We start from the raw sequence: 17,185 nt of genomic DNA, 5'->3' as shown, positions 1-17,185 counted from the left end.
TGATTGACGTGAGATCGACTTCAACGCTAATATATTCAAATATTGCAATGTGTTTAATCAGCAAGGGGACAAAGTAATGCCGTCAACTGGAAGACGCGGTTTTCTGAAGGGAAGTCTGTCAGCTCTAGGAGGGGGCACACTTCTGGCAGCAAGCTCGGGCAAGTCGGTTTTTGCCAAGTCACCGCCGGAAATCAAGGTTGAAGACTGGAATACCTATCTGGGCGATGCGGTCGTAACAAATCCTTACGGCGTGCCCTCCGAACATGAAGCACATGTTGTGCGTCGCAATGTTGAATGGTTGACTGCGTCACAGGAATCTTCGGTCAGCTTCACACCCTTGCACGAACTGGAAGGCTTCATTACCCCAAACGGCCTGTGTTTTGAGCGGCACCATTCCGGCGCCGCCCATATTGAACCCTCAGCGCATCGCCTGATGATCAATGGCTTGGTTGACAACCCGTTGATTTTCACAATGGAAGATCTAAAAAGATTTCCGCGGGTCAATCGCTTTGCCTTCTTAGAATGCGCCGCCAATAGCGGCATGGAATGGCGCGGCGCCCAACTGAACGGGTGCCAGTTTACTCACGGAATGGTTCATTGCGTTCAATATACGGGCGTCCCATTAAAATATCTCCTGGAAGAAGCTGGCGTAAAAACCAATGCAAAATGGCTGATGCCGGAAGGCGCAGACTCGGCAGGGATGAACAGATCCGTCCCTCTTGAAAAAGCATTGGAGGACTGCATTGTTGCCTACAAAATGAACGGTGAAGCCCTCCGCCCGGAACAGGGGTATCCGCTGCGGCTTGTCGTTCCCGGCTGGGAAGGCAACATGTGGGTCAAGTGGCTACGCAGAATTGAAGTTGGTGATCAGCCTTGGCATACGCGGGAAGAGACATCCAAATATACAGACCTGATGGAAGACGGATCCTCCCGTCGGTTTACCTGGATCATGGACGCGAAATCCATCGTTACCAACCCGAGTCCGCAGGCACCCCTGCTCCATAAGGGGCACAACATACTAAGCGGCCTGGCCTGGTCCGGCCGCGGTAAAATCAGGCGTGTTGATGTGACGTTGGATGGTGGCAAGAACTGGCGAACTGCCGAGTTGTCTGGCCCTGTTCTGGATAAGTGCCTGACGCGGTTCTACCTTCCGTTCCAATGGAGCGGGGACCCCATGCTCATTCAGTCTCGGGCAATTGATGAAACGGGCTATATTCAACCCACTAAAAAAGAACTCAGGCAAGTTCGGGGACTTAACTCCATTTATCATAACAACGGCATTCAAACCTGGCATGTCATGAAGAACGGGGAGACTGAAAATGTTGAAATTTCCTAAGCTCTCAGCCCTTTGTGTTCTGTTCATAAGCCTAGGCACCACCGCGAGTGCCGATAAACTTGGCATCGGTCGCGCCGCTTTGCCAGAAGAAATTGCCATCTGGAATATTGATGTACGCCCAGACGGCCAGGGCCTGCCTATGGGAAGCGGTACTGTTACCGAGGGAGAAAGCGTCTTCACAGAAAAATGCGCCTCCTGTCATGGTGAGTTCGGAGAAGGAAATGGACGCTGGCCAGTTCTTGCCGGGGGACAGGGGACCTTAAAGTCCAATAACCCGGTTAAAACAATTGGGTCCTACTGGCCTTATCTGTCTACGTTATTTGATTATATCCAGCGCGCGATGCCATTTGGTGAAGCCCAAACCCTCACAGTCGATGAAACCTATTCACTTGTCGCCTATCTGTTATATCTGAATGACCTGATGGACGACGATGGCACCTTGTCTGACGAAAATTTCACTGATTTCCGGCTGCCAAACGAAGTAAATTTCAGGATGGACCCTCGCCCGGATGTTGCAACAGTGTCGCAGCAGGAACCGTGTATGAAAAACTGCAAGTCAGACGTGAAAATACTGGGCCGCGCAAGAAGCCTGGACGTCACACCAGAGACAGAGGACTAATTCACACATTTCAGAAATCAATGGGAGGAAAGACAATGACGAAGAAAATAATGGTATCACTCGGTACCTTATTCATGATGTTTTTGTTCAGTGTAACTGCCGTACATGCTGGTGAAGGCAGACACCAATTGGCCCTGCAGATTAGTGATAAAGACCCACAAAAAATGAACACCGTTTTAAACGTTGCGGCCAATGTCTCCCGCCATTACAGCGAATTGGGCGAGGAAGTCGAAATCAAGATTGTCGCCTTTAATGCAGGACTGCATATGTTGCGATCTGATACGTCGCCGGTCGCCAAAAGAATGCAATCTTTTGCCAAAGGAATGCCGAATGTCGCATTTCATGCCTGCGGCAATACGCTGACCGCAATGACAAAAAAGGAAGGGGCCAAACCCCCGTTAATGGATGTGGCTGAACTTGTCCCGGCTGGCGTGGTAACACTCATGGAACTCAATGAACAGGGTTGGACAATCGTGCGCCCTTAACGATGCGGAACAAAGTCGGTCCTTTTTGTAAAGAAGACGCGGATCTCCCGCGTAATGTCAGTATAGCAATCTACCGGCTTTGCGACCAATCGACTGTCTGGCCCATACACTCCTTCAGGACCAGATGGATCTTAAATGGGATGCCCCCTAGATAGGCCCCGCTACAGGTAAACCCAATCTGTGGCTTAGCAGAATAAATCAGGCCTGAACGCTCGGCAAAGATGCGACCCTTATAAAAAGCGGTCATACGGTCTTGCGCTTAACGCCCGAAGGTCATGGCGTTGAGCTGGTTTTGTATGTCTATCATCCGGCTGTTCAGATCATCGTTTTTTATGGCAATCGCAACAAATCGAGCGTCACGATTGTGTGGCCCCCCGGATCCCATTCTTTTGAAATCCACCCGTTTCCCGACACGGTGAATTTCATAATCCTTGCCATCCTCCTTATTGGAAAAAATCCCTTTAAAACGAAGAACATCGCGCGGCAATTTCGTGGCAAGATCCTTTATGGCCTCAAGCGATATGTCGCCGTTCACCCGGTAGGACCAGGATTGAAACATTTCAGAATGAGCGTGAGTTGGCGGCGCTCCCTGATAACCCTGTTGCTTATTCAAAGGCTGTTCGAAAAGAGTGGGACCAAAAACAAGATCACTAATGTCTACCTGTTCTGCCACCGTAACAATCGAAGGGGCTTCGGACAATCCTTGCAAATCTTTCTTCAAGCGGTCGCTCTGCACCGAAGATACCAGATCCGTCTTGCTGAACAGCAGCAAATCAGCTGCCGCCACCTGACGCCTGACGAGTGTCCCCACATGAGGATCCAAAGATGTTTGCTCAAAATTCAGGGCATCGACAATCGTGACGATGGAATTCAAAACCAAATCCGGTTCAGCTCTCGCAAAATTGGCTATTTTTTGTGGCTCTGCAACGCCACTTGCTTCTATCAGCAAATAGTCAGGAGCCGGGCTAAAGGAGAGCGCCTTGTCAAATGCGTCAAATAAATCCGACCCCATACTGCAACAGGCGCAGCCATTGGCCAGAGACAACATTTCGCCGTCCCGGGCGTCGATCAGCTCTTCATCAATGGCAATATCACCAAAGTCATTCACAAGGACGAGAATACGGTGCCCATTCGCATTCTTGAGCAGGTGGTTTACCAGTGTTGTTTTACCACTTCCAAGGAAGCCAGCAAGGACCGTCATAGGAAGTGGTTTCAAGCGCGCCTTCATTGCACTTGGAATTTCCGTCCACCGAGCACTGTTCCCCAGACGCCGACATCTTTTAAGGCAATCGGATCTACTGCTTCCGGATCATCATCCAGTACCGCAAAATCCGCCCATTTTCCAATTTCGATCGATCCGACCAGATGATCCATCTGTAAAGTATAGGCCGCACCCAGTGTTACAGCATAGAGGGCATCCGCCACCGAAATTTTCTCATACTCCCCTAATGTTTTTCCGCTTTCCGTTAATCGATTGACCGCGCACCAGGCTGTAAAGAGCGGAGCCATTGGGGTCACAGGAGCGTCTGAATGGATCGTAAAAGGCACCCCTAACTCCAGCGCGGACCGACACGCATCCATTCGGCGAGCCCGATCCGGGCCAACAGTCAGAGCTGCGTGCTTGTCGCCGAAATAGTAAATATGATTTGCAAATAAATTAGCCAGCACCCCCAAACGCTTCATCTTTCGGAAATGCGCACGATCCGCCAATTGACAATGTTGAATCACATGACGAACATCCGGTCGGTTGTTTTTTATTTTTGCCGCTTCCAACGCATCCAGCGACACTTCAATCGCTTCATCTCCGTTTGCGTGAATATGCATTTGGATACCGGCCGCATTCAGAATGTCGACCAAATCGTTCAGTTGCGACGGTGCGATATTCCAAATACCGTTGGGCGCACCGTTAAAGTGACCTGGCCACCGAATACGGGCCGTAAACCCCTGAATGGAACCATCCGTGATAATTTTTACGCCGCCCAGAATAAACTTGTCGGTACTTTTCTCACGCAACTCAAGCGCCCGGCTGCATGTTTCTTCGGGCGTTTGGGTTAATCCGTTAAGCATGGAATGCAGTCGAACAGGATAGTCCGCTTCATTTGTTACGGCCGTCATCTCTATCACGTCTTCGTCGGCCAACTCATTAATCAGGTCTGTTGCCGAGGTCACCCCTACCCGGTTACAAACACGCCCGAAAGCCTTTACGCTGTCCGGCGCCCGGCCGATTTCTCGCCAATTAACGCCGAGCCGCCTCATAATCGGGAACATTGCAGCCATTTCCTGAAGTTCGCCGTTAGGAGCTCCATCTTCGCCGAGTGCGATGCCATCGATCCCCATATCAGCCACATAATTCGCCAGTTTGAGAGCGGAAGAACTGACCGTCATTAAATGAAAGTTGGAATGCATCACGGCAATGGGCCGTTCCTGCGAGACCACGTCCAGATCAGACTTGACCATTCGGGGACCCTCCAGGAAAATCGGATCAAACCCCCAGGCCACAAGCGGCTGGTCGGGGGCCAACGTTTTTTCGACCTCCTTCAGGCGGTCAATAACATCATCGATCGTTTTAACCCCGGGCCAGAATTTTCCATCCGGATCAACCCGATCCTGATAGCCCACATAGGTGTAATCCCAAATGCCGCCGGCCATCAGATGAGAATGACCTTCTACCATACCCGGCATAATCACTTTTTCAGCGAAGGTTTCATCAATCTCAAAATCTCCCCAGCCTTGCATATCATCAACCGACCCCACTGAAAGAATTTTGCCCTCTTTTACAGCAACGTGGGTTGCCGCGGGGCAATCAGGATCCATGGTGATAATTTTTTTGGCTTTAAAAACGGTGATTAAAGACACGCGCACTTCCCCTATCGCTGAATTTTTTCGTTAGACAGAGTTTAGGTTGCGGGATACCCTCTGAAAAATAGATAGTACTGCGGGTATTCCACAGAAAATCCGAACAAGAGGTCCAAGATGCGGTATACGCTCAAGCAACTTCGATATATTGAAATCGCTTCGCGCCACAGATCCATTACAAATGCCTCAAGAGAACTCAATATTTCTCCCTCTTCCATCTCAGCCGCCATTGATGCAATCGAACTTGAACTATCTCGAAAGCTGTTCAGACGCCTTCCCTCAAAGGGAATTATTCCGACCCAGTTTGGAGCATCCTTTCTGGGCCATGCCCGCCAACTCTTAAAAGCGCATCAAACATTTGAACAATCCGTCGATGAACAAACCAATATTGTAAACGGTTCTATTCGCATGGGGTGCTTCACCCCCGCAGCACCGATCCTGCTTCCCCTGATCACACGGGCACTGGCCGATAATTATCCTGATATTTCAATTCACTTTATGGAGGGTGATAACAACGCCAACATCTCCCGCGTTACCCGTAATGAGATTGATATGGGGCTCGGCTTCAGATCCAATCTGGATGAGAGCCTTTCTTTCATCCCACTGTTCACGGCACCGCCCCATATTACACTTCCAATCGATCATCCACTTGCCAAAAGTGACGTTTTGACATTGAAAGACGTTTACAAGGAACCGATGATCTTGCTGGATCTTCAACAAACCCGCGATTATATGTTCAGCCTGTTTGCTGAAGATGACTTGACGCCACGGGTGATTTATTCATCAAAATCTGCTGAGATGGTCAGAAGCATGGTGGCGTCCGGACTGGGCTACTCAATCTTCAACCTGCGTCCCTTGAAGAAACAGCAATACACGGTCGGCGATCTGGTTCGAATTCCATTGGCGCCCGTCTATCGCACTGTGGAGTTTGGCATTGTGTACCGCCTGGATGCATTCCTGAGTAAAGCAGACAATGTGTTTATCGAAACCTGCTTACAGCTTCGGGACAACGGTGCGTTTAATGATGCTGTCCTTAGGATCAATCCCACCGAGTAAAGCTATATCCTCTATTTTATTGAGGATATACCCTCTAAAAATATATTTTACGAAAGAACTAACCTCAATTAGCCTAAAATAACCACAAAACGGGAAAAAAAATTGAACAGAAACCGTTTTATTTAACAGGAGGCTGGGATGAGAAAATTTGGAGTATGGGCACTTAGTGCCGCTCTTCTTACGGGCACATTTGCCGCAGCCCCTCTTCAGGCAGAAGAGGGAAAACAAGGGGGGACACTGGTAATTGGAAGTACTCAAAAAGCGCGCCACTTAAACCCCGCTGTTCAATCAGGCATCGCAACGGCTGTACCTGGAACTCAGATTTTTGCAACGCCGCTTCGATATGATGCGGACTGGAATCCGCAGCCCTACCTCGCAGAAAGCTGGACCACGTCAGAAGATGGCAAAAGCATCACCCTCAATCTTCGTAAAAATGCAAAATTTCATGACGGCGAACCGATCACGTCAGAAGACGTCGCTTTTTCCGTTCAAACAGTGCAAGCCAATCACCCGTTCAAAACCATGTTCGAACCGGTTTCATCCGTTGAAACGCCGGACCCTCATACCGCAATTTTAAAGTTTTCCAAATCACATCCAGCGGCCTTTTTGGCGATGTCCGGTGCCTTGCTACCGATTATCCCAAAACATGTATATGGAGACGGGCAGGACCTTAAGAGCCACCCCGCCAACAGCGCCCCTGTCGGCTCAGGCCCGTTCAAATTCAAAGAATTCAAACCCGGTCAATATATTATCCTTGAGAAAAACACGGACTATTTTATTGAAGGGCGGCCGTATCTCGACAAAGTCATCATCAAAAACTATAAAGACCCAACAAGCTTGGCGTTAGCGACGGATAAAGGGGAAGTTACTCTGTACCCTTTTCTTGCACCCACCAAAGACATTGCGCGGCTTAAGAAGAATAAAGACCTTGTTGTCACCAGCAACGGCTATGCCGCCGTCGGCCCCCTTAACTGGTTGGCGTTCAACACCCAGAACAAATATCTGAAGGACAAACGGGTTCGCCGCGCAATTGCGTTCGGGTTCGATCGGAACTTCATCATCAATGCTCTCCATGGCGGTCAGTCAAAACCAGCAACGGGCCCTGTTGCACCGGGCAGCCCTTTCTTTGCACCTGGTGTTGAAAAATATGATCTGGATCTGGACAAGGCAAATGCGCTTCTCGATGAAGCCGGCTTCAAACGGGGCGCTGATGATATTCGTTTCGCATTGTCACTTGATTATATCCCTGGCTCAGCAGAGCAACAGAAAGGCATCGCGGAATATCTCAAGCCTCAGCTCAAGAAAATTGGTATTAAAGTCGAACTGCGTGCGTCCCCGGACTTTCCAACATGGGCAAAACGTGTCGGTGGTCATGATTTTGATATGAGCATGGACATCGTGTTCAACTGGGCGGATCCAGTGATTGGGGTGCACCGGACGTATCTGTGCAACAATATCCGCAAAGGCGTCATTTGGTCCAATACGCAAGGCTATTGCAACGAAACCGTCGATGCTTTGCTTGAAAAAGCCAGTGCCGAGCAAGATCAGGCCGAACGCATTAAACTCTATCAGGAAGCACAAAAAATTATCGTCGATGATGCGCCACAGGCATTTATCAATGTTTTGCCTTACCACAGCGCCTACAGCAAGAAATTGGGCAACCCGCCCCTTTCCATCTGGGGCACAATGGCACCGCTTGACGAAGTTTACTTCAAGTAAGCAGGCTTAATGGGTTACGACGGAGACTAAATTTCGTGAATATTTTAATGATAGTGATCCGTCGTTTCCTTCATGCATTCCTGCTGATATCGGCGGTTCTGGTTTTAAATTTTCTCCTTATTCACATTGCCCCGGGCGATCCAGCTGAAGTCATCGCCGGGGAAATGGGAGGCGCAACCGAGGAAATGCTCGCCGATATTCGGACATCCTACGGACTTGATAAACCGGTCTATGTACAACTGGGAACGTATCTTGGAAAAGCCCTGACAGGGGATCTGGGGCAATCCTTTTTCTACAACGCCTCTGTTCTTGACCTTGTTCTTGAGCGGGTTGGAGCAACCATTCTTCTAGTCGTAACCGCCCTTCTATTTGCAATTTTTGTCGGAACCCTTCTGGGAGTACTCGCCTCTCACAATCCCAAGGGCATTGTCAGCGGTCTGGTCACACTTGTTTCGGTCATCGGGTATTCAGCACCAATTTTCTGGACCGGCATGTTACTGGTTATCCTGTTTGCCTGGTTGGTCCCGGTCTTTCCCATTTCAGGAATGTTTGATATCACGCTCGGTGATGACCTGTGGACACGATCGATTGATATCGCCCATCATCTGGTTTTACCTGCACTGACGTTGGGGATTGTCTATCTTGCGCAATATGCCCGCCTGGCACGGGCTAGCATGCTGGAAATTTTGGGATCGGATTATATCCGCACCGCAAGATCCAAAGGCGTGTCAGAAATATCGATCTACACCCGGCACGCTCTTCGAAACGCAATTCTGCCGATTGTCACAATCGCAGGCCTGCAGTTTGGCAGCGTGATTTCTGGAGCGGTTCTGGTTGAAACAGTCTTCAGCTGGCCCGGTCTTGGGACTCTTGCATTTGACTCCATTCTCGCAAGAGATTTCCCGACCATCCTTGGTATCTTATTCTTTTCATCTCTCTTGGTCATTCTTGCAAATCTTGTAACCGACGTGATTTACCGGATCGTTGATCCCCGCATTCGAACTGGAAACTGACATGGTTGCTCTTGACACTGACATACAACCGAAAAGCCAAAGTCCATTCACGGAAGCCGTCCGCGCGTTCCGTCAAAGCTGGGCTGGAATGCTCGGGTTAATCATTTTGGTCATCATCGCTTTATTTTCGTTCGTCGGCCCCTTCCTGTATGCCGTCGACCCTTTTGAAATCGTCTGGGCCCCGCTCACAGCCCCCGGAGAGGTGGCTTCTGTTCCCTTGGGAACCGACCAGTTGGGACGGGACATGCTCGCAGGTCTTATTCATGGCGGCGCCTCCACTTTATTCGTTGGCCTTACCGCAGGTTTTTTAACTGTGACAATTGGTATTCTGGTCGGTTCCATGTCCGGTTATTATGGCGGTAGTATCGATGAAGCCCTCATGAGGCTCACCGAATTTTTTCAGGTTCTGCCCGCCCTCCTATTTGCAATGGTTCTCGTAACCCTTTTTCCGCCCACCATTTTTATTATTTCACTGGCAATCGGTATTGTCAGCTGGCCGGCAACAGCGCGGCTTACCAGAGCCGAATTCATGCGGATTCGAAATCTGGAATATGTGAGCGCCGCCCGGTCAATCGGCGCGAAAAACAATCGTATTATCTGGCGGGTCATCCTACCCAACGCGCTTGCCCCCCTCATCGTTTCGGCCACATTGACGATCGGGATCGCCATTTTGTTTGAAGCAGGTCTTAGTTTTCTTGGTCTGAGCGATCCAAATGTCTTCAGTTGGGGGATGATGATCGGCGCCGGACGGGAGTATATTCTGGACGCATGGTGGACAATCAGTTTGCCCGGTTTCATGATTTTTCTGACCGTTTTGGGGTTCAGTCTGGTTGGCGATGGACTGAACGATGCCTTTAATCCTAAATTGAGAGAGCGGTGATGTCTGAGTTATTACGCATAAAAGACCTTGTCGTTGACTTCAAAACCCGTGCCGGGAACGCACGCGTTTTAAATCATATCAATCTGGATTTAAAAGAAGGGGAAATACTCGGTATCGTTGGAGAATCCGGGTGCGGTAAAAGCATGACCGCCTTATCCGCCATGGGACTGGTTCCGAGCCCCCCCGGACAGATTACATCCGGTAGCATCTCTTTGGAAGGACAGGACCTCACAACCCTTGCCCCGAAAAAAATGAGGGAAATCCGCGGAAACGTCATTTCGATGATCTTTCAAGAGCCCATGACCTCGCTAAACCCTGTCTTTCGCATTGGCGATCAAATTGCTGAAAGTGTCCTGTTGCACGAAAAAGTAACAAAAAAGCAGGCTTGGGCCCGTGCCGTTGAAATGCTTGAGAAAGTCGGTATTCCTGAACCTGCCGTTCGTGCAAAATCATATCCTCATGAACTTTCAGGAGGAATGCGCCAGCGGGTTATGATCGGCCTGGCACTGGCGTGCAAACCGAAAGTTCTGATTGCCGACGAGCCGACAACGGCGTTGGATGTCACGGTTCAGGCGCAGATTTTCGATTTACTTCGCGATCTACAAAGGGACACCGGAACCGCCATTATTTTAATCACCCATGACATGGGCGCCGTTGCAGAACTTGCCGATCGTGTGGCCGTCATGTATGCCGGACACATCATCGAAACAGGCAGCACGCGGGACATTTTGGACAACCCGCAGCACCCTTATACCAGGGGCTTGATTGCCTGTGTTCCCCATCTTGAAGACAATCCAACTGACGAGCGACCTTATCTGGAAGAAATTGCAGGTGTTGTACCGCCGCTTATTGAATTGGGGTCAGGCTGTGCGTTTGCTCCAAGATGCCGGCATGTTATGGAAAAATGCCGTGTCAATGTGCCGACCATTGATCTAATTACCGACCAGCACAAAGTTGCCTGTTTTAATGTGAAGAAAGAAGTTATCGCATGACATCGGAGCCCTTGCTAGAAGTCAAAAATCTGAAGGTTCACTTTTCCAGTAAAAAAATGTTCAAGGAACCGATGACTGTCCACGCTGTGGATGGTGTGAATTTCTCAATTGAAAAAGGGAAAACACTGGGTATTGTTGGCGAAAGTGGTTCCGGGAAAACAACAACCGCTCTTGCCGTCCTGCGGCTTGTTTCGATTACCGAGGGTGAAATTACACTTTCTGGCAAAAAAATAAGCCATCTGGAAAAAGAAGAACTGCGCCTTGCGCGGCGGCATTTTCAGATGATTTTTCAGGATCCATACTCGTCTCTTGATCCCAGATGCCGGGTCGGCGATATCGTACGCGAACCGCTTGATCTTATGAATATCGGGGAACCGGATCAACGGGACCAAAAGGTAAAAGATCTTTTTGAACAGGTGGGATTACGGCCAGAAAGCATCACCCTTTTTCCGCATCAGTTTTCAGGGGGCCAACGCCAACGCGTGGGTCTTGCCCGCGCCCTTGCAACCGAACCCGACCTGATTGTCTGCGACGAGCCCGTCTCAGCACTGGATGTTGCTGTTCAGGCGCAAATTTTAAACGTCATGCGCAGACTTCAGGAAAAAATGGGTCTTACCTATCTTTTTATCAGTCATGATCTGGGGGTTGTTCAGCATTTATGTGATGATGTCGCTGTTATGTATTTGGGGCAGATTGTTGAAAAAGCAGACCGTAAGACACTTTTCACCAACCCCAAGCATCCCTACACCAAAGCCCTGCTTGCAGCCGTTCCGCGGGTACATGCCAATCCGGAAGCTGTCCGGCGAAGTGCGCTTACCGGTGACCCGCCCAGCCCCATAAACCTTCCCAAAGGATGTCGGTTTGCCGGACGCTGCCCGGTGGCCATTGAAAGCTGTGCTTCTGTACCGCCTCCTTTAAAAGACTGGGGGGACGGCCATTTCGCTTCCTGCCATTTGCTGACCTGATCCATCAAGCTGCTCCAGTTCTTTAAACAGGAGCCGAGCCAAAAAGGACCCTATCGCCAGACGATAAACGCCCTGTCCATTGACAGGTCTGCCGATCCCTTGGTTTCTACTCCCATTCAATGCGTTGTACGCCAGCCTCTTGCAGAAGTATTTCTGAAACATCGAAACTATGATCCAACGCACCGTCTTTTTCAGGCTTTGCAGGACAGCAAACCGTCGTAATACCACTTTGAATTATGGCGCGGGCACAATCGGCGCAGGGGAACCTGTTTACATAAAGAGTACAGCCTGACAGGGTCGCGCCAAAATATGCCGCATTGTAAATTGCATTTCGTTCCGCATGTTCAAACCAAAAAAATTTCTCGCCGCTTTTCCGGTCAAAACGACTTTCTTCAATGGCTTTAATTTGACGCGGCAAACCGTTATATCCCGTCGAGCGAATTTCATGGTTGGTGCCAACAATGACAGCCCCAACCTTGAAATCCCGATCTTCAGTCCACTCTGAAATATGGTTCGCCAATCCCATGAAACGACGGTGCCATTTGAAACCGCTCTTCTCAGTGGTAATTGTCATGTTTCCTCCAGTTAGCCTGTTGAGACATAACTTGTCTTGACGATTGTATAAAATTCCTTCGCATAGCTACCCTGCTCCCGTGGTCCATAACTGGACCCTTTTCGGCCGCCGAAGGGGACATGATAGTCAATACCCGCTGTTGGAAGATTGACCATAACCAACCCCGCTTGCGCCCTCTTTTTAAAGGCCGCAGCATATTTCAGACTTTGTGTGCAGATACCCGCCGACAGTCCAAATTCCGTTTCATTTGCAACCGCGATGGCCTCTTCAAAATCCTTAACCTTGATCACACTGGCACAGGGACCAAAAATCTCCTCCTGATTGATCCGCATTTTGTTATGGGTATCGGTAAACAAAGCAGGCTTCTGGTAGAAGCCAGTAGTTGGTCCATCAAATCGCTCCCCGCCTATGACTGTAGCGCCCTCTTCTTTTGCCAATGCCACATATTTAAGGTTGGATACCAATTGACGCTCGTCGACAACCGGACCCATCTGACTGTTTGAATCCAATGCCGGGCCAATCTTCAACGCACTCATTTCCTCTGTCATGCGGCGCACGAATTCATCGTGAATACCCTCTTGCACGATAAAACGGGAAGACGCCGTGCAGCGCTGACCGGTTGAGAAAAAAGCACTATTCAGACAACTGGAAACTGCCACCTCCAGATCGGCATCGTCCAGCACAACCGTAGGGTTTTTCCCGCCCATTTCAAGTTGCACCTTCTTCATCGATTGCAGGCATTTTTCTGCCACATGCTGACCCGTATTTACGGACCCGGTAAATGAAATCGCGGTGACGTCCGGATGGTCCAGTATTGCTTCTCCAACAATCGACCCACGCCCCATGACCAGATTAAAGACACCACCGGGCAAACCACATTCCATCAAAATTTCGGCAATGGCATGGGCACAAGCCGGTGTTAAGTCCGCCGGTTTGCAAACAACAGTATTTCCATAAGCAAGTGCCGGAGCAATCTTCCAGGCAGGAATAGCAATCGGGAAATTCCATGGTGTAATGATCCCGACAATACCAACAGGCTCCCGCGTGACCTCGATGTCAATTCCCGGACGAACAGAGCTAACAAGATCCCCGGTATTTCTCAGGCATTCACCGGCAAAAAATTTGAATACATTTCCGGCTCTGATCGTTTCACCGATTGCTTCGGAAAGGATTTTTCCTTCTTCACGGGCAAGAAGCGCTCCAAGTTCTTCCTTGCGGGCCAGAATTGTATTGCCGGTTCGATCCAGAATGTCGTGTCTACTCTGGGCATCAAGCGCCGCCCAGTCGGCTTGTGCGTCCTTGGCTGCAGCAACTGCGCTGGTAACATCCTCGGCAGAAGCCTGCGCAAAAACCCCGATCACATCCGATATGTCTGATGGATTGAAATTTTCCTGTGCCTGCTGCCCTGTGACCCATTGTCCGCCGATAAGATTTGCTTTCACTTGCATTTGATAATCCGTTTTAAAGAGAGAGTTGAGTTTGTGTTTTCAGCAGTTCAAAGACTGCATCAAGATCGTGCCTGTCCTGGTCCGCAAGCCGCTGAAGCGGTGGTCGAAGCGCGCACCAGGCCGTTTCTTCGTGGCGGCGGGCCAGGAGGTATTTTATTGACGGGATAAGGGGGGTAGCAGAAATTCCCTCCCTCAGGTCTTTTAACCTTTGTGCGAAAGTGGCTGTTACGGCCTCATTCCTGTTTTGCCAGGCCAGTTGAGACACGGGCGCCGTTAAATTCACAGTCGCCGATATGCAACCGGCGTATCCCTCTGCATGAGCCGTCGGCAGGGTTGTTTCACTGCTTGGAAAAACCGAAAAACCGCTCACCCGGTTTACAATATCGCGACAATAAGCCAGATCCCCGGACGAGTCCTTAATCCCCACTATTTTATCGGGAAAATCTGTCGCCAACCGCATCAGAAGTGCCACTGAAAACCGGATACCGGTCATCGCCGGAAAATTGTACAGATAGAGCTTGATGTCTGTCTCAGAGACGGCTGCAACAAGACGCGCAAACCAGTTATATAATGCATCATCCCGAATAGGTTTATAATAGTAGGGAGGAAGGATCAACGCGCCTGCATACCCAAGTTCCGCTGCATAGAGTGTCAATTTCTCGGTTGTTTCATAATCCGGAGTCCCTGTTCCGACCATGAGAACAGATTGATCCAAATGCTGCGCCGCTGCGCTCATCACCTGCATCCGTTTCTCTATGCTCAGGGAATTGGCTTCACCCGTGGTCCCGAGCACATTCAGACCGTCACACCCGTTGCCTAAAGCCCATTTCGCATGGGTTAAAAACACATCAATCATCGGATCGCCCGCCTCGTTCACTGGGGTCGGGATGGCGGCAATAACACCGCCCAGTTTGTTATTGTTCAAAATTCATTCTCCACCTTAGAGGCCATCACTTTTTTGGGCTGGCATCTTTGCAATAATCGGATGATCAAGCGTTGTCGTTGTTGCCTCTTTCCATCCACCGGGTTGGCCAAGATTTGTAACTGCTGATGAAAAATACTCCGCATTTGCAATCACAAACGGCTCCTCCTCCGGCTCGACAAAGGCGATTTTTCGAATGGCATCCACGGGACAGACGGACTCGCATAAACCACAGGCCACACATTCATCGGGATGGATATAAAACATCCGCCTGCCTTCATAAATGCAGTCAACCGGGCAAACATTGGTACATTCACCATCTTTGACATCGATGCACGGTCCTGTGATTACATAAGTCATCGCCGCTACATCCCTGGCCTATGTGCCTGTCCAAACAGGGGCACGTTTCTCGACAAAGGCTTTTACCCCTTCGTCAGAATCATTGGATTGCAACGCTTTGATCAATGCAGGCGTTCTGAGGGCCTGAGCGTCTCGGGGGGATAAATGAGCCGTTTTCTTGACGGTTTCCTTGATCGCCTTAATCGAAAGCGGGGCGCAGGATTTAATATCGGCAACCCAACGGGCGACAGCATCATCCAGTTCGTCATAGGGAACGACTTCATTTACAAAGCCATAATGCTTGGCATCCTCCGCCAAAAGTTTGCGGCCTGACAGCATGATCCCAAGAGCGATTTTCTCAGGAATCAGGCGTTGCAGCAAAACCATACCGCCCTCAAGGGGGAGACGACCCACCTTGGCTTCAGGAAGGCCGAATTTCGCATATTCGGTCGCAACCACGATGTCGCAGCCCATCAGCATTTCGAAACCACCACCAAGCGCAAAACCGTTCACACGCGCAATGACCGGGATGGAGAGACTGTCCCGGTAGGCCAGCCCTCCAAATCCATTGACCTGCGATCGGGCCCAATAATCAACACCACCGGCATCATTGCCCGATTTCATGTCTGCACCGGCGCAAAAGGCTTTTTCACCCTCGCCCGTAAGAACAACACATCGTAAAGTTTCGTCCTGCTCAATCTCGGTCCATATTTTTTCGAGCTGGGCTTCGGCGGTGCTGTCGATAGCGTTCATACGCTCTGGCCGCCGGATGGTGACATAGGCAACCTGATCTTTGCGCTCAAAAGTAACCGTCATTTCTGACCCCCGATTTCCGATCGAATTTCATCGTTATGCTGTCCCAGTGTCGGGGCTGGCCGATATACTTGAAACGGTGTCTTTGAAAAGTGAACGGGTGAAGAAATGACCTTCACATCTCCGTGCAATGGATGACTGTGCGTCGTAACCATCTGATTATGAATAGTCTGCGGGTCTTCAAGTGCCTCCTCCAACGATTTAACAGGAGCGCATAAGAGATCCTGATCTTCCAGACGGCCGATCCAATAAGCCGTTGTGTTGGATGCAAAAGCCTTCCTGAAACGGTCCTGTAGATAGGCTTTATTTTTAATCTGAGTCTCAAGATCCGGGTAATGGATAGACAGATCTTCGCCCAGTTCCAGCGCCGTGCTGATATCCTGAAGCGGATTTACTTTAAATGCCCCGACAAGAACAACCGCACCGTCGGTCGTATCGAAGACACCGGTCAACGGTAAAGCAGCCCAATTCAGGTCTGTCTGTTCTGATGTCCAGAAAGACGCTTCCTGCATCTGCATGGCCAGCATTGAATCGTAAAGGGAAACAGACACTTCCTGCCCTTCACCTGTCTTATGACGGTTTAACAAGGCAGCCAGAATACCCTGAACCAGATGCATCCCCGCTGTATAGTCGCACAAGGCTGTTGGATAAATTGAACGTGGGATAGACCGATCGGCACGGCGCTCCATCACTCCGGTCATGGCTTGCGCAAGCACATCCTGTCCGCCCTTGTGAACATAAGGCCCGGTTTGCCCGAAACCGGATCCAGAAGCGTATATGATCCGAGGATTGATTTCCTTAAGCGTTTCATATCCGAACCCCATCCGTTCCATAACACCGGGACGGAAGTTATTGACAACAACGTCAGATTTTTTGACCAACTCATAGACAAGGTTTTTGTCTTCTTCATTCCGCGTATCCAAAGTAACGGACCGTTTGTTTCGGTTAAGGCTGTAAAAAACCGGATTATTCAGATCCTTTTCAGTCTTGCCGCCAAAAACATTGCGGGACAGCTCGCCTGAACCGGGGCGTTCAATCTTCACCACATCCGCCCCGAAATCCGCCAGAACCTGTGTTGCACACGGGCCCAGCATTACTTGTGTAAAATCCACGACCCGGATCCCATCAAGGGGCAAGTCTCTCGTCTTGGTCATATCCACTATTCTCT

The 17,185-nt window shown here is 49.9% G+C and carries 17 protein-coding genes; 9 read left to right on the top strand and 8 right to left on the bottom strand.

The annotated features are described in order from the left end of the window. The first annotated feature begins 76 nt into the window (after positions 1 to 76). The 3 genes from soxC to OIR97_RS01920 all read left to right on the top strand — a co-directional run bounded on the left by soxC (position 77) and on the right by OIR97_RS01920 (position 2,440). Positions 77 to 1,336 carry a sulfite dehydrogenase gene (gene soxC, locus OIR97_RS01930; RefSeq protein ID WP_267177763.1) on the top strand — a complete coding sequence of 420 codons (1,260 nt, stop codon included), beginning with the start codon at positions 77 to 79 and terminating at the stop codon, positions 1,334 to 1,336. Continuing rightward, on the top strand, positions 1,320 to 1,955 hold the full coding sequence (locus OIR97_RS01925) for a c-type cytochrome (RefSeq protein WP_267177762.1): 636 nt from the start codon (positions 1,320 to 1,322) through the stop codon (positions 1,953 to 1,955). Before soxC ends, OIR97_RS01925 begins: the two co-directional genes overlap by 17 nt. A 74-nt stretch (positions 1,956 to 2,029) precedes the next feature. Beyond that, positions 2,030 to 2,440: a DsrE family protein gene (locus OIR97_RS01920; RefSeq protein WP_343052802.1), complete on the top strand. Its 411-nt coding sequence runs from the start codon at positions 2,030 to 2,032 to the stop codon at positions 2,438 to 2,440. Between the two features lie 259 nt (positions 2,441 to 2,699). Here OIR97_RS01920 and OIR97_RS01915 read toward each other — a convergent pair whose 3' ends face one another. Next, positions 2,700 to 3,656 (bottom strand): CobW family GTP-binding protein, encoded by a 957-nt coding sequence (locus OIR97_RS01915; RefSeq protein WP_169544039.1) that lies wholly within the window; start codon positions 3,654 to 3,656, stop codon positions 2,700 to 2,702. A gap of 8 nt (positions 3,657 to 3,664) precedes the next feature. Next, positions 3,665 to 5,254 (bottom strand): amidohydrolase family protein, encoded by a 1,590-nt coding sequence (locus OIR97_RS01910; RefSeq protein WP_169544384.1) that lies wholly within the window; start codon positions 5,252 to 5,254, stop codon positions 3,665 to 3,667. Positions 5,255 to 5,413: 159 nt separating this feature from the next. On the opposite strand from OIR97_RS01910, the gene OIR97_RS01905 reads away from it, so the two are divergent. The 6 genes from OIR97_RS01905 (at position 5,414) to OIR97_RS01880 (ending at position 11,921) form a co-directional block, all read left to right on the top strand. Beyond that, positions 5,414 to 6,352 (top strand): LysR family transcriptional regulator, encoded by a 939-nt coding sequence (locus OIR97_RS01905; RefSeq protein WP_169544038.1) that lies wholly within the window; start codon positions 5,414 to 5,416, stop codon positions 6,350 to 6,352. 138 nt (positions 6,353 to 6,490) lie between these two features. Beyond that, positions 6,491 to 8,071 (top strand): ABC transporter substrate-binding protein, encoded by a 1,581-nt coding sequence (locus OIR97_RS01900; protein WP_169544037.1) that lies wholly within the window; start codon positions 6,491 to 6,493, stop codon positions 8,069 to 8,071. 35 nt (positions 8,072 to 8,106) lie between these two features. After that, on the top strand, positions 8,107 to 9,084 hold the full coding sequence (locus tag OIR97_RS01895; RefSeq protein ID WP_219821635.1) for an ABC transporter permease: 978 nt from the start codon (positions 8,107 to 8,109) through the stop codon (positions 9,082 to 9,084). Between the two features lies 1 nt (position 9,085). Further along, positions 9,086 to 9,964, top strand: coding sequence for an ABC transporter permease (locus OIR97_RS01890; RefSeq protein WP_169544036.1), 879 nt, complete (start codon positions 9,086 to 9,088; stop codon positions 9,962 to 9,964). Continuing rightward, entirely contained in the window at positions 9,964 to 10,956 is a 993-nt protein-coding gene (locus tag OIR97_RS01885) for an ABC transporter ATP-binding protein (RefSeq protein ID WP_169544035.1), read from the top strand. Before OIR97_RS01890 ends, OIR97_RS01885 begins: the two co-directional genes overlap by 1 nt. Beyond that, positions 10,953 to 11,921: an ABC transporter ATP-binding protein gene (locus OIR97_RS01880; protein ID WP_169544034.1), complete on the top strand. Its 969-nt coding sequence runs from the start codon at positions 10,953 to 10,955 to the stop codon at positions 11,919 to 11,921. The genes OIR97_RS01885 and OIR97_RS01880 overlap by 4 nt, the downstream gene beginning before the upstream one ends. 106 nt (positions 11,922 to 12,027) lie before the next feature. Here OIR97_RS01880 and OIR97_RS01875 read toward each other — a convergent pair whose 3' ends face one another. Genes OIR97_RS01875 through OIR97_RS01850 form a run of 6 tightly spaced genes read right to left on the bottom strand, consistent with a single transcriptional unit; the run spans position 12,028 to position 17,171 of the window. Continuing rightward, on the bottom strand, positions 12,028 to 12,495 hold the full coding sequence (locus tag OIR97_RS01875; protein WP_169544033.1) for a deoxycytidylate deaminase: 468 nt from the start codon (positions 12,493 to 12,495) through the stop codon (positions 12,028 to 12,030). 11 nt (positions 12,496 to 12,506) lie between these two features. Then, positions 12,507 to 13,943: an aldehyde dehydrogenase family protein gene (locus tag OIR97_RS01870; protein ID WP_169544032.1), complete on the bottom strand. Its 1,437-nt coding sequence runs from the start codon at positions 13,941 to 13,943 to the stop codon at positions 12,507 to 12,509. A gap of 13 nt (positions 13,944 to 13,956) precedes the next feature. Next, positions 13,957 to 14,868 carry a dihydrodipicolinate synthase family protein gene (locus tag OIR97_RS01865; RefSeq protein WP_219821634.1) on the bottom strand — a complete coding sequence of 304 codons (912 nt, stop codon included), beginning with the start codon at positions 14,866 to 14,868 and terminating at the stop codon, positions 13,957 to 13,959. A gap of 15 nt (positions 14,869 to 14,883) precedes the next feature. Beyond that, positions 14,884 to 15,225, bottom strand: coding sequence for a 4Fe-4S dicluster domain-containing protein (locus tag OIR97_RS01860; protein WP_169544031.1), 342 nt, complete (start codon positions 15,223 to 15,225; stop codon positions 14,884 to 14,886). An 18-nt stretch (positions 15,226 to 15,243) separates the two neighbouring features. After that, complete coding sequence (locus tag OIR97_RS01855; protein WP_169544030.1) at positions 15,244 to 16,020, bottom strand: enoyl-CoA hydratase-related protein; 777 nt, start codon at positions 16,018 to 16,020, stop codon at positions 15,244 to 15,246. Further along, positions 16,017 to 17,171: a CaiB/BaiF CoA transferase family protein gene (locus tag OIR97_RS01850; protein ID WP_169544029.1), complete on the bottom strand. Its 1,155-nt coding sequence runs from the start codon at positions 17,169 to 17,171 to the stop codon at positions 16,017 to 16,019. Before OIR97_RS01850 ends, OIR97_RS01855 begins: the two co-directional genes overlap by 4 nt. Positions 17,172 to 17,185: the final 14 nt, after the last annotated feature.

The organism is Sneathiella aquimaris (assembly GCF_026409565.1).
GTDB lineage: Bacteria > Pseudomonadota > Alphaproteobacteria > Sneathiellales > Sneathiellaceae > Sneathiella > Sneathiella aquimaris.
Note: the sequence above shows the minus strand (reverse complement) of the source record. Positions and strands in the feature narration are given on the sequence as shown.

Coding starts and splice junctions, on each gene's coding strand:
- OIR97_RS01890 (WP_169544036.1), top strand. CDS start 9,086: ATGGTTGCTCTTGACACTGACATACAACCGAAAAGCCAAAGTCCATTC.
- OIR97_RS01920 (WP_343052802.1), top strand. CDS start 2,030: ATGATGTTTTTGTTCAGTGTAACTGCCGTACATGCTGGTGAAGGCAGA.
- OIR97_RS01885 (WP_169544035.1), top strand. CDS start 9,964: ATGTCTGAGTTATTACGCATAAAAGACCTTGTCGTTGACTTCAAAACC.
- OIR97_RS01855 (WP_169544030.1), bottom strand. CDS start 16,020: ATGACGGTTACTTTTGAGCGCAAAGATCAGGTTGCCTATGTCACCATC.
- OIR97_RS01900 (WP_169544037.1), top strand. CDS start 6,491: ATGAGAAAATTTGGAGTATGGGCACTTAGTGCCGCTCTTCTTACGGGC.
- OIR97_RS01925 (WP_267177762.1), top strand. CDS start 1,320: ATGTTGAAATTTCCTAAGCTCTCAGCCCTTTGTGTTCTGTTCATAAGC.
- OIR97_RS01910 (WP_169544384.1), bottom strand. CDS start 5,254: ATGGATCCTGATTGCCCCGCGGCAACCCACGTTGCTGTAAAAGAGGGC.
- OIR97_RS01875 (WP_169544033.1), bottom strand. CDS start 12,495: ATGACAATTACCACTGAGAAGAGCGGTTTCAAATGGCACCGTCGTTTC.
- soxC (WP_267177763.1), top strand. CDS start 77: ATGCCGTCAACTGGAAGACGCGGTTTTCTGAAGGGAAGTCTGTCAGCT.
- OIR97_RS01850 (WP_169544029.1), bottom strand. CDS start 17,171: ATGACCAAGACGAGAGACTTGCCCCTTGATGGGATCCGGGTCGTGGAT.
- OIR97_RS01860 (WP_169544031.1), bottom strand. CDS start 15,225: ATGACTTATGTAATCACAGGACCGTGCATCGATGTCAAAGATGGTGAA.
- OIR97_RS01870 (WP_169544032.1), bottom strand. CDS start 13,943: ATGCAAGTGAAAGCAAATCTTATCGGCGGACAATGGGTCACAGGGCAG.
- OIR97_RS01905 (WP_169544038.1), top strand. CDS start 5,414: ATGCGGTATACGCTCAAGCAACTTCGATATATTGAAATCGCTTCGCGC.
- OIR97_RS01880 (WP_169544034.1), top strand. CDS start 10,953: ATGACATCGGAGCCCTTGCTAGAAGTCAAAAATCTGAAGGTTCACTTT.